We start from the raw sequence: 11,713 nt of genomic DNA, 5'->3' as shown, positions 1-11,713 counted from the left end.
TATAAACGGACGTGGAGAGGGTGTAAGACCTCATTTGGAGGCAACCTTCAGCGAAGCGTCAACCCCAATCAGCGACCACCCCTAAAAAGGTGGCGTGGTGAGGAATCCCCCGCGCTCTTTAGCCGGGGGAGGATGTCAATTATGTTATCGATTGTTGCAGGGTTTTGGGTTCTGTTCCCGGTTTGGATTGTGTAGGGGCGGGTTTTACGACTATCGTTTCGGTTGCACAATAGATATGACTAAACCCGCCCCGACTTTCGTCGGCTCTACAGGCTCCCCCTCAATTTTTCATTGAGCGTAAATCCTGAATGACTGATTCCACAGTATCAGCTTGGGAGAAGTTTCCCGCCTTGAGGTTATTGTAATGGCGTTGGAGTAAATCACTATCCTGGGGTTTCCAAGAAACAAGGCGGGTGACGATAGCTATCTTGTCGGCTAAATCGTTTTGCAGTCGGGGCAACTCCTGAGCATTTTCCCAGACTTGGAGAAACAATTCCAGTGTTTTAATAGATTCTAAACCAAATTTTGAGGAGAGGGCGACCCGATCCTCTGTAGGGGCGGGTTTTACTACTATCTTTTCGGTTGCACCTCAATGTGACTAAACCCGCCCTGTTTCTCTAGTTGTTAATTTATGCAAACAAGTCGCCCCGACAAGAGGTTTAACGATAGATTGCTTGATCAATAGTTGCTCTAAAAAATGCCCCTTCTGACTCAAAGCGCTCACTGCCAAAATGCCATCCACCCAATAAGCGAGTGGGGATAGTGTAGCCGCCAAACGTTCCTTCTTCCTCTATAAAACCGCCAAAGTTTGCATAATGGAACTCAGCACCTTCAGGATTACCCCAACGCCTCAGATTGGCACTCTCTAACCGCCCTTGATTATCAACCGTGAGGATAAGTTCTGTACTCTCCCCAAATCGGGTTAAACTAGCATGGGCATGAACCGCATCTGATGCCGTCCAGGATACATCTGGTTGACATAGAACAGAGGGTAACCAAAAAAGTTCCCCCAGCATTCGCCCTACAGCCGATCGCGTCATATCCTCACCCGAAGCCGTTACCACCGGAAACAGCCCTAACAGCTTCCACCGCATCGCCCCAACACCATCCACAAGCCGATCCGAACCCCAAATCGGTAAACCATACATCCGTACCGCCGCCCGCCAGATAAACCCTCGACGCCAACAGATGACTTGTTCTGCGGTAAAAGGAAGCCAACCCCGCAGTTTGATTTCGCCATGCATCCGCAGTCGCACCGCAGAGGCTAATTTTGTTCCTGGCGCGATCGCATGGTTCAGATAGCCTTGTACCGCATCAGGAAGCCCTACCACTTGATCGGGTTGAAAAACTTGCTCACTAGGTGGCGTTGACTCCCATAACTCGTCCAGGGAAACCGCTTTACTCATAGTTACCTTCAACCCCGATACTTAAAAACAATTGTCCGGATTAATCTTTATAACCCAGTATTTATTGTCAGCGAAGCAAACCTATTCATCAGGTTACTGCAGGAACGAGGAACCCTATTCTAATACTACACAAACCTTCCCTCTTCCCCAATCACTAATCACCAGGTTGCAATCCACCCAGTTATAAACCCAGCGCATCAGGTTGGTGTTTATAACGGCTAGTCCTGTTGAGATTGTACCAATGTCACATCAAAACTTATCCAGCCATCACCGAAAACTCACCCGACGCTCATTTCTTGTCCTTGGTGGTGCAGCTTTCGCCCAAGGGTTAGGACTTATTTCTCCAGTCGCCGCCGAGTCTGTCAGTCTTCGGCGCAGTACGATTCTGGGAGTTCCCCTGTATCAAACCCACATTGATTTGACAAACCCAAATACTTTTATCGCCATTGGCTTAGCTAATAATTCCACTCTGGGAAATCATCAAGGGACGATTGGTGAGGAATCTTTTGGTAATATGGTTAGCCGCTATCATGCTGCTATCGTTGCGAATGGCACATTTTTTAGTAAGCAAGATCCAAAACGGCTGATGGGAAATATAGTATCAGCCGGGATGTTTCTTAAATACAGTCCCTGGGAAAATTATGGTACAACACTGGGATTGCGGGTGGGAAACCAACCGGAATTAGTGACAGCGCGAGTGGATGGAACACCTGATTGGGGTCAACATTGGTTTTCGCTGACAGGGGGACCTAGACTTTTGAGACAAGGGAAAGTTTGGTTAGCGCCGCGTAGTGAAGGATTTACTGATCCGCGTGTTATGGGTGTAGCCCATCGCTGTGCGATCGGGTTTCCAGCCAGTGGGAAAAAATTAATCTTGGTCACGTTTTTAGTCCCCTTACCTTTATGGCGAGAGGCGAAGGTAATGCGGGCAATTGGGTGTAGTGAGGCGATGAATTTAGATGGCGGAGCATCTAGCGCATTATACCACAGGGGGAGGATTTTGGTGAATCCAAAACGGACGCTCACGAACGCAATTGTTGTGTATGATTCTCATCATCCGGCACCAACATTCTTACGAGAGACTTGGCAAAAGTTTCAACGGGGAGAACGACCTATTGTGCCTCAGTTATTCAGAGTTTGAATGGTTTAGAAATAAACGGCGGTTGCCACACCGGAGTAAAACTGTGGGTTTCGCTCACTGTCGCCAAACAGCTAAATAGGGTATTGACAAAGATTGGATGATCCCCCCCTAACCCCCCCTTCAAAAGGGGGGGATCGACCACCGCCACATCATGGACATCTAAGTCCCCGGTAACATAATTCACTTGTGGCACATAAAGACAGTCAAGTCAAATCACATCTTCACTGAATCTTCATAAATAGGACTTTGATGTAACAACTTATTGCTAAATATTACATTTATTTAACTAAGATTTGGCATCTAGAACTCTGAATGTCGAAACCGTGGGATCACCAGTGAATTTTGAATCAGGGCGGGTTTAGTCAAGTTATCCGTTTTTGCCAAACATTATCCGTAAAACCCGCCCCTACACGATAAAACTTGACAGATGTGCTGTTTTAGTATGTATATCCCGTTTAACTAATTATTTTATACAAAACTATAGTCAATTTTCATTGTGCCTTTTAGGACGTTGTAGCTTGAGCGATCGCAGAAAGTTTTAACCAGGATGGATAACTCCCCTCTGCCTTAATCTGCTGGATTTGATCCTGGGAAATCGGCAGATTCAGACGCCCTGCAACAGCCTGGACAATATCGCCTCGGTCAATAACACCGGCGATCGCGCCGGCGGGAGAAAGTACGGTAATATGCTTTAGCTGACAGGTTTCGAGAGTCTTAATCACCTCTATTAATGGGGTTTTCTCCTCGACTGTGGCAATGTCCGATAACGGGTGAACCAGACTCTCCAGGGACTCCGTTTCCCAGCGACTGCGTTCGATTGTTTGTAAATCTTGAATCTTGACTAAACCGCGATAACGTCCCTCCGACGCGGCATAATAGGGCTTATGCGTCTGAATATCTGCCAGAATGTACTCATCCGCCAAAGACCGTAAGCTCATTGTGGCATCCAGGACACGAAAATCGCGGGTCATGGCATCAGAGGCTTGAAGCTGGAGTAAGATTTCTTGTAAAATTGTCAGGCGATCATAAGCATTGGCATTGCGATACACAAAAGAGCCAATCAACGCCAACCAAAGCACTGTCCAGACTCCAGTTAATAACGCCAGTCCTACAGATAGCGCGATCGCGAAAAAGCCGATCACTTTCCCCGCCTGTGCAGCCCAACGCACCCCGCGCAAGCGATTCCCTGTCAGCTTCCAGATTGCCGCTTTGAGAACTTGTCCACCATCAAGGGGTAATCCAGGGATTAAATTAAATAGGGCTAATACCAGATTAATTCTTGCCAGATCCGCCGCCACCAGATATCCCACATTTTCCGTCGGCAGTGCCTGAGTTAACCCATAGAATAGACCAAAAAGGCAGAGGCTAACCAGAGGACCTGCGATCGCGACTTGAAAGGCATCACCCGGAGTCTGGGATTCCCGGTCAATCGCCGCCACGCCGCCAAAGATAAACAGAGTAATCGAATTTACCTTAATTCCCTGCGATCGCGCCACTAAACTATGCCCCAGTTCATGTAATAACACTGAGGCAAACAATAATAGCGCCATCACCAACCCTAGACTCCAGGCGGAAATTGACTGAAAACTCCCATCGAAATTCCCCGCCTTAATGAAGGTGACTAGGGCTAAGATAAAAAACCACGATGGGTCAATAAAGAATGGTATTCCGAATAAGGAGCCAATTCGCCAATTTGACTGTACCAACGTTTTTCTTCCTGTGCGTTTACCTAGACTAGGGGTTGCCGTATTCTACGATATCAGCTTTTCGATCCCCGACTGCTTCAAGACGCCGGGGATCTGAGCCTCCCAACTTAGAGCGCTCCCGCGTTTGTCAATCCCAAGATCACACCCGCACCAATAAGATGACCCAAACTAGCCGTCGCCAACAGTTCAGTTACACCGAAACGCTTGAAAATGGCAGGTTTAGGCAGGGGTAAATCGGGTCCTACGCCAGGATTCTGAATCGCGTAGTAACCTACAACAATTGCCACCAGGTTACAGATAATCATCACTAGCCCAACGGTGGGTGTCCATGAGGGGGTTGGAGGTACAGTGGATTGAACCGCCGCGAATATTATGTTAAGCATTGTATATTCTCCTTTGCTTGATAAACAGACACAATTGAACAAATAATAAAAAATTCTGGAGAGAAAATTAACAAAATGTTTTAATATTTAACAATTTGACGATAAAAGGAGACCATTGCTATCGATGCGGGTAAAAATTTGCGGCATTACCAAACCAGAACAAGGACAAGCGATCGCGCAAATGGGTGCAACCGCCCTAGGATTCATTTGTGTACCGGCTTCTCCCCGTTATGTTACCCCCAATCAAATCGGGTTGATCGTAGACTCGTTGACGATATCGGTGGATACTGTCGGCGTATTTGCCAACGCCTCGGTTAAAGAAATCTGCGCCACGGTTGTCCCAGGGAGATTGAGTGCTATCCAACTCCATGGTAATGAATCCCCCGAATTTTGCACCCAACTGCGGCAATTCTTACCTGAGATTGAAATGATCAAAGCCCTGAGGGTGAAAACCCCGGATGATTTACACTTAGCTTATCGCTATGTCAATTACGTCGATACCTTATTACTGGATGCTTACCATCCCCAGATGCTAGGGGGTACGGGTAAGACTCTCGACTGGGAAACCCTGGCTGAATTTCATCCCCCTTTACCGTGGTTTCTGGCTGGCGGCTTAACCCCAGAGAACATTCTCGAAGCGCTGAAACGATTGCACCCCAATGGGATTGATGTATCGAGTGGCGTTGAGCGATCTCCAGGAGATAAAGATTTGGATAAAGTGGCTTTACTGTTTCAACAAATTCTCTGAAAGCCCCCCTTTTTAAGGGGGGTTGGGGGGATCTCTCTTACCGCATGCACCCCCAAGCGTTCAGATTATGCCAAATCGAAGAGTAAAATTTCAGCATCAATTGTCGCGGCTATCACCACATCTGTTTCCTCACTCAAAGCCGCACCATCACCTGACTCTAAAGCTAACCCGTTCACCGTAATCCTACCTCGCGCTACCTGTAGCCAACCATAACGTTGAGGTGCCAGAGAATGAGTGATGCGATCGCCCTTTGTCAAGATGGCTGCATATAAGTTTACATCCTGATGAATTGTTAGGGATTTTTCTCTCCCATCACCTGAAGCAATTAAATGAAACTGTCCGGGATGCTTGGCGATGCCAAAGTTATGCTGTTCATAGCTAGGATTATGTCCATTTTTATCGGGTAAAATCCAAATTTGTAAGAACTGAACTGAGTCTGTCTTTGAATGATTAAATTCACTATGGCGGATACCTGTACCCGCACTGATCCGTTGTACATCACCAGGATAAATCACGGAACCATTTCCCATACTATCTTTATGTTCTAGCGCTCCATCTAAAACATAGGTAATGATTTCCATGTCCCGATGTCCGTGAGTACCAAATCCTGCACCCGGACTAACCTGATCCTGATTCATAACCCGCAGGGTACGAAATCCCATAGCGTTCGGATTGTAATAGTTAGCAAATGAAAAGGTGTGATAGGTGTCTAACCAACCATGATGAGCATGTCCTCGTTCTTGAGATTTGCGAATGTTAATCATTTGTCCTTTGTCCTGTCCAAGTTAATGATGGTGTTGGGTTGCTCGGAAAGAAGGCTGCGCCTACGCCCCTCAACCCAACCTACTTGCGTTGAAATGTACTTTTTCTCTATAGCAGTTCCCACATGCGTGAGGTACACCCATAGAAGAGGCGAATGTAGGGGCACTATCCTTGCGCCCTCACCCCCTGTATCTCATTTTATGAGAAATGCTATAGTCTAGTCCTTGCCTTGCGGAGGCAAGGCAAGTGTAGCTGCGACTTCCAGTCGCCTTTAAAGTTGACTATGAGTTCCATCACAATAGGGAGAATTCTTTGTATATTTACAATTACACAAAGCCACTCGTTGTTTTTCTTTCACCTCCAAAGATAATGGCGCAAAATCTGTACCTTGATGCGCTCCATCACAAAATGGTTGTTTTTGAGAACTACCGCAACGACACCAATAATACGTTCCTGGTTCGAGTTCTAGAACCGCTGGCTTTTTATCAGCAATAATCGGATTACTCATCAGTGTTCCCTCAAAACATTAGATTTTGTATAGTTCAACTATAAAACCTATACAGCTATTATAGGAAGTATGCACTTTAAAGTAAGCTAGTTACCAAAAAGATACTATGGCAACCAAAAGCGTAGAGAGTCAACGCGCCACTTGTCCTGTAGAACGCACACTAGAGGTTATTGGCGGTCGTTGGAAAGTCTTGATTCTGCGGGAATTATTTGAAGAGGTGAAGCGTTTTGGTCAGTTACATCGGGCTTTACATGGTATTACCCAGAAAATGCTGACGCAACAATTGCGAGAACTGGAAGCTGATGGTATTGTACATCGGCAGGTTTATCTGCAAGTTCCGCCAAAAGTTGAGTATTCTTTGACACCATTAGGCGAGAGTCTCAAACCGATTCTTGAGGCGATGCATGAATGGGGGGTAAAACATCTAGATTGGGATGATCAAAAACAGAGTATAGCCGGGAAATAAATTTCCGCGTCAAAGCGAAAGTAAGCTAAAGCTTACTGAGATAAATTAAGCCCGATACCTGATAAGACATTCAAACTCCTCTCAATTTAGCTCAAGTCCATTAAGATATTAAAATCCAAAACTCTGATTCAGTCGTCTTTAGACAACTTTAGCTTTTAGCCTTGGGTTGAAACTCAAGGCTACTTATAGTGCTAAAGCGCTGACTAAGAACGGGCTTTAAGGTATTGCTTCAGCTAACCCCATACTAATCAACCTAAAGGCAATATGTTGAACCTGTTCTACGGGAAATTTTAGATGTTGGGCAATGGCATGAAGAGATACCGCCCCTTTACTATACTGCCAAATTTGCCATTCTAATGTATCTAGCCGATAGGAAGGATAACCCGCAATTGTACTGAGTAAACCGTGATTCGGATCAGGTAATTTAGCCGCCAAAATATCCCAATTGGGTAAAACACGCAATCCCATTAAAGTTGCTTCTGTCGCCGGAATACTTAACCCGGTCATTTCTTGAGTGGGAATTACAGCCATGGAATCAAATCGAAAAGAACCATCTTGCAGTTGAAAAAGCACAGACAATTGCTGCAACAGTTGAATTTGAAACAGTTGTTCTAAATTTAAGCGAGTTAAAACCCCTTGTTGTTTTAAACATACGCCTAATGGTTGATTGACAGGACAACACCATTTAACCAGTTTAGTTAACACGCGATCGCTAACCAATTTACATTTGGCAATAAGGGAGATTAAACCTTGCCCATCTCGCCGATGCGCCGCCGCGACAATGTGACCCTGTTTGACCCAGATGTAGTAAGTCCCAGTGGCTGGAGGAAAAGCACGAATCGTCAACAGTCCCGTTCTTTTGCCCTTTTCAAGTAACTGAAAAATCTCAGGTAAGGATACGTCACTTAAAGTACCGATAATACCCATCATTGTAATCACTAAGGCACTTGCCCTATCAACTTGTTTCTTGCAGTTTGCCCTTACTCCCCAAATAACACAACGCAAGATCACAAGTTAAGTTCACAACTTAACGACTAACTTGGTGATGTTGATGGAAAATTTGGCTGGTTCAGGTAAAGCGTTCACCGTTTTTTCACGTTTTCCGCTTAGAATAAACGGTTTAACCAAATTCTGACTTTTAACCTGAATGCCACGAAGACATCAGCCTCCCCAGCGTCAACGGGGAGTTATTCTTTCTGTTCAAGGTTGGCAACGCCTAAATGCAGCGCAGCGCAAATCAGTATTTCAAGATAATGGGGGCAAACCCTACACCCTGGAACAATTAAGTGAACGTACCCATTTAAGCCCAAACACCCTGATCAAGGTACGACGGCGCACAATACCTGTTGATCGCAAAACGTTGATGTCTTATTTCAGCGCCTTTGATCTGACGCTTAATCCTAATGATTATACCAAAGCAGACAGCAAATCATCTAATTATGATCAAGTTCCGCTCAAAAGTCCAGTCCCTCTCGATTCTCCCTTTTATATCGAACGTCTGCCCATTGAATCCCTTTGTCATGAAACCCTGGTGCAACCGGGGAGTTCCATCCAAATTGTTGCCCCTAAACAGATGGGAAAAACCTCTCTGATGACGCGAATCCTTCAGCAAGCTAGAGAGGAAGGCTTTCATACAATCGCCTTAAATGTTCAACTAGCAGAGTCCTCGATATTCCGTGATTTAAATCGATTCCTGCAATGGTTTTGCGCGGTTGTGACACGGGGGTTGGATTTACCTCATCAAGTGCCAATCTATTGGGATGATATATATGGCGGAAATGCCAACAGCACCTATTACTTTGAAACCTATCTATTACCAAAACTCGGTAATCCCTTGGTTTTGGCATTAGACGACGCTGATGTGCTATTTAACTATCCAGAAATTGCTAGGGAATTTTTTAGTTTGCTGCAAACCTGGGGTGAAAAAGCCAGCTATGGAGATAAATGTAGCCAGATTTGGCAAAACCTGCGCCTAGTGATTGTGCATTCTACTGAAGTTTACGCCATGTCTGGGGCTAATTCTATAGAGTTTACAGCAGATGTATCGATTCAGTTGCCAGAGTTTACCAGGGAACAAGTCCAAGATTTAGTGATTCGCCATGGATTCAGTTGGCAACCCCAGCAGGTCAAGCAATTGTATCAGCTTTTAGGGGGTCATCCTTATCTTGTCCAGCTAACTTTAAATGCAATTAAAACAGAAAAGATTCCCATTGACCAATTCTTGGCAACCGTTACAGGGGAAACAGACATTTATCGGGAGCATTTGCACCAGTGCTTATGGTATCTCCATGATGCTCCAGAACTGATGAGTGCCTTGATGCAAGTGGTTAATTCATCAACACCTGTAGAATTTGATCCCATTATTACCGCTCGCTTGCAGAATTTGGGACTGGTGCGGGTTGATCAGGGCAAGGTTAGTCTGCCTTGTCAATTGTATCACCAGTATTTTCGCGATCGCCTAAAACCCCTTGGCTTAAAATTATCCCCAGAAACCCACCCAGCTAGCCTAGTGGTGATTGAGGGGGTCAACTTAACCACTAACCTGCTGGCGCATCCGGAAACTAATTTTAATCAACTTTACCAAGACTTGCAATTGTTTGTCCAGCTTACTCAAGAATTTGACGGCAAAATTCTCAAATCAATTGATCAGGGAATGTTAATCCTGTTTCCCAGTTCCCTGCAAGCGGTTAACTTTGCCCAAGAGATTCAATTAACCCTTCAATCAGCCATTCAAAGGGACTCGAATCCAGAACTCTATTATCGGATTGGCATCCATTGGGAAGATGTTATTTTTTGTTACACAGGCGTTAGTGAACCCGGTGTCAAAATTGCCCATCATCTTACCGCAGAAGCCCCTCCTGGCGGGATTTGTATGTCTCATAGCGTTTATGAGGCGATCGCGAACCATCTACCCCAGCCACCGCAACCGATGGGACAGCGACAATTTGAGGAAAGCGAAAAACCAATCGCCCTTTATCAACTAATTTTTTAACTAAAATAAGCATTGTGGTAGTGCCAAAACCCTTGATATACCGTAGGGTGGGCACTACCCACCAGCCTTAATTCAGTGGCATTCATACTAAACTCAAGGAAGCGTTCTTTTCATTTTGAGAAGTCCGTTTACCCTTGAGGATCATTTTTACACCCCCTTTAGGCGCCAGTACAACACCTCGACGTTGAGGTTTTACAGGTCGATTCTCAGCTAATTCCAGTTCGTAGGATGACACAATTTTGGCTAAAGCTAACTTGAGTTCAAACTGGGCTAACGCCTCACCCATACAACGACGGGTTCCACCCCCAAAGGGAATAAATTCAGATGGAGAAAACTGACGTTCGAGAAATCGTTCGGGCTTAAACGTTTTCGGTTCTGGATAGAGATCCTCACGCTGATGGGTAAGATACAAGCAACCCGTCAGTATTGTCCCTGTATCTAACTGATGTCCGAGTAACTCAATCGGTTCTTGTACTACCCTGGGGAAACTTAACATCGCAATGGAATGAATCCGTAGCGTTTCATTACACACAGCAGTCAAATAAGGGAGTCGGAAAATACTTAGAGGATCAGGTGTATCTCCTAAGCTATTCAACTCCTGAATTAGTTTTTCTCGAACTTCAGGGTAACGATGAATCCAATATAATCCCCAAGCCATTGCCAGTGCTGTTGTATCATGACCTGCTAACAAAAATGTAAGCAATTCATCGCGCAACTCTTGATCAGTCATGCCTTGACCAGCTTCATCTCGAACCGATATGAGTAGAGAAAGGATATCCGTTCGATTTGGATCAGGGTTTTGACGGCGTTCGCTAATTTCAGCATAAAGCAAATTATCCAGTTGCTTCTGCAAGTATAAAAAGTATCCCCAAGGACTCCATATCCCCCAATCTTTTTGCAGGGATTCAAAAAATAGCAAACTGGCAGTTAATGGAGAGTTCATGAACCGTAGTAAAGCACGAGATTTTTGGATAATCTGTTCACACCGTTCTCCGTCATAGAGTCCAAATATCACTTGTATAATCACCTGTATGGTGATAAGTTGGGTAATATCAAGGGCTTTAAATGGTTTATCCAGGGGAAGTTTATTGATTACCTTTTCTGTGAGTTGACCAATTAACTTCCCATAGACTTGCATGCGATCGCCATGAAAGGAAGGCATCAAAAGTTTTCGCTCTCGTTTGTGGCTTTCCCTGTCTAACAGAAATAGAGAGTATTGACCAACTAAAGGTTGTAATATTGTATTCAAATGACCGGGAGCTGTTAACTTCTGTCTATCATTGATTAAAATTTGCTGTAAGGCTTGGGGATGGTGGACAAAAACAAAGGGTTTTTCCGAGACAATCCGAGCCGTGAATAGGTCAGGATGACGCTGAGCAGCACTCTCCATATAACCAACCGGATCAAAAACCCATTGTAGCTTTTGCCAGAGAGCAGGCGTTTTTAACTCGTTAACGAATTTCATAAAAACTCCTTCGTTGTGGGAAACCCTGTGTCCCTTCGCTTCGCTTATCGGGCAAGCTTTAGACCAGGGAGGAACACGCGGTAGCGGTTTAAGAAGCATACTTTTTTAGGGGGTGGAGGGGTATGGTTGCCCCTCC

The 11,713-nt window shown here is 45.1% G+C and carries 12 protein-coding genes and 1 pseudogene; 4 read left to right on the top strand and 9 right to left on the bottom strand.

Going from position 1 to position 11,713, the window contains the following annotated elements; translation table 11 throughout:
• Positions 1 to 280 precede the first annotated feature (280 nt).
• Both RID09_RS26760 and RID09_RS26755 read right to left on the bottom strand, forming a co-directional pair.
• On the bottom strand, positions 281 to 493 hold the full coding sequence (locus tag RID09_RS26760) for a hypothetical protein (RefSeq protein ID WP_446338961.1): 213 nt from the start codon (positions 491 to 493) through the stop codon (positions 281 to 283).
• Positions 494 to 659: 166 nt separating this feature from the next.
• Positions 660 to 1,406 carry a DUF6544 family protein gene (locus tag RID09_RS26755; RefSeq protein ID WP_446338960.1) on the bottom strand — a complete coding sequence of 249 codons (747 nt, stop codon included), beginning with the start codon at positions 1,404 to 1,406 and terminating at the stop codon, positions 660 to 662.
• 241 nt (positions 1,407 to 1,647) lie between these two features.
• Between RID09_RS26755 and RID09_RS26750 the strand changes: the two genes are divergently transcribed.
• Positions 1,648 to 2,547: a phosphodiester glycosidase family protein gene (locus RID09_RS26750; RefSeq protein ID WP_446338959.1), complete on the top strand. Its 900-nt coding sequence runs from the start codon at positions 1,648 to 1,650 to the stop codon at positions 2,545 to 2,547.
• 4 nt (positions 2,548 to 2,551) lie between these two features.
• Here RID09_RS26750 and RID09_RS26745 read toward each other — a convergent pair.
• The 3 genes and pseudogenes from RID09_RS26745 to psaK form a co-directional block, all read right to left on the bottom strand.
• A pseudogene (locus tag RID09_RS26745) lies at positions 2,552 to 2,752 on the bottom strand (DUF4915 domain-containing protein); the annotation flags it as partial.
• A gap of 298 nt (positions 2,753 to 3,050) precedes the next feature.
• Complete coding sequence (locus RID09_RS26740; RefSeq protein WP_446338958.1) at positions 3,051 to 4,253, bottom strand: site-2 protease family protein; 1,203 nt, start codon at positions 4,251 to 4,253, stop codon at positions 3,051 to 3,053.
• 107 nt (positions 4,254 to 4,360) lie between these two features.
• The gene (psaK, locus tag RID09_RS26735) at positions 4,361 to 4,636 is read right to left on the bottom strand and encodes a photosystem I reaction center subunit PsaK (RefSeq protein ID WP_446338957.1); all 276 of its coding nucleotides are present in this window, start codon (positions 4,634 to 4,636) and stop codon (positions 4,361 to 4,363) included.
• A 124-nt stretch (positions 4,637 to 4,760) separates the two neighbouring features.
• On the opposite strand from psaK, the gene RID09_RS26730 reads away from it, so the two are divergent.
• Positions 4,761 to 5,384: a phosphoribosylanthranilate isomerase gene (locus tag RID09_RS26730; RefSeq protein ID WP_446338956.1), complete on the top strand. Its 624-nt coding sequence runs from the start codon at positions 4,761 to 4,763 to the stop codon at positions 5,382 to 5,384.
• A 65-nt stretch (positions 5,385 to 5,449) separates the two neighbouring features.
• Here the strand turns inward: RID09_RS26730 and RID09_RS26725 are convergent, their stop codons facing one another.
• Together RID09_RS26725 and RID09_RS26720 are read right to left on the bottom strand one after the other, a co-directional pair.
• Positions 5,450 to 6,148, bottom strand: a complete 699-nt coding sequence (locus RID09_RS26725; protein WP_446338955.1) for a pirin family protein — start codon at positions 6,146 to 6,148, stop codon at positions 5,450 to 5,452.
• Positions 6,149 to 6,417: 269 nt separating this feature from the next.
• Positions 6,418 to 6,654 carry a CDGSH iron-sulfur domain-containing protein gene (locus RID09_RS26720; RefSeq protein ID WP_446338954.1) on the bottom strand — a complete coding sequence of 79 codons (237 nt, stop codon included), beginning with the start codon at positions 6,652 to 6,654 and terminating at the stop codon, positions 6,418 to 6,420.
• Between the two features lie 106 nt (positions 6,655 to 6,760).
• On the opposite strand from RID09_RS26720, the gene RID09_RS26715 reads away from it, so the two are divergent.
• Positions 6,761 to 7,120, top strand: a complete 360-nt coding sequence (locus tag RID09_RS26715; RefSeq protein ID WP_446338953.1) for a winged helix-turn-helix transcriptional regulator — start codon at positions 6,761 to 6,763, stop codon at positions 7,118 to 7,120.
• Positions 7,121 to 7,336: 216 nt separating this feature from the next.
• Here RID09_RS26715 and RID09_RS26710 read toward each other — a convergent pair whose 3' ends face one another.
• Positions 7,337 to 8,131: a DUF4388 domain-containing protein gene (locus tag RID09_RS26710; protein ID WP_446338952.1), complete on the bottom strand. Its 795-nt coding sequence runs from the start codon at positions 8,129 to 8,131 to the stop codon at positions 7,337 to 7,339.
• 136 nt (positions 8,132 to 8,267) lie between these two features.
• Between RID09_RS26710 and RID09_RS26705 the strand changes: the two genes are divergently transcribed.
• Positions 8,268 to 10,112: an AAA-like domain-containing protein gene (locus tag RID09_RS26705; RefSeq protein WP_446338951.1), complete on the top strand. Its 1,845-nt coding sequence runs from the start codon at positions 8,268 to 8,270 to the stop codon at positions 10,110 to 10,112.
• 82 nt (positions 10,113 to 10,194) lie between these two features.
• Here the strand turns inward: RID09_RS26705 and RID09_RS26700 are convergent, their stop codons facing one another.
• Positions 10,195 to 11,577, bottom strand: coding sequence for a cytochrome P450 (locus RID09_RS26700; protein WP_446338950.1), 1,383 nt, complete (start codon positions 11,575 to 11,577; stop codon positions 10,195 to 10,197).
• Positions 11,578 to 11,713 lie beyond the last annotated feature (136 nt).

Source organism: Coleofasciculus sp. G1-WW12-02 (assembly GCF_040219735.1).
Classification (GTDB): domain Bacteria; phylum Cyanobacteriota; class Cyanobacteriia; order Cyanobacteriales; family Coleofasciculaceae; genus Coleofasciculus.
The sequence above is the reverse complement of the archived record's forward strand: the minus strand, read 5'-3'. Positions and strand labels throughout refer to the sequence as shown.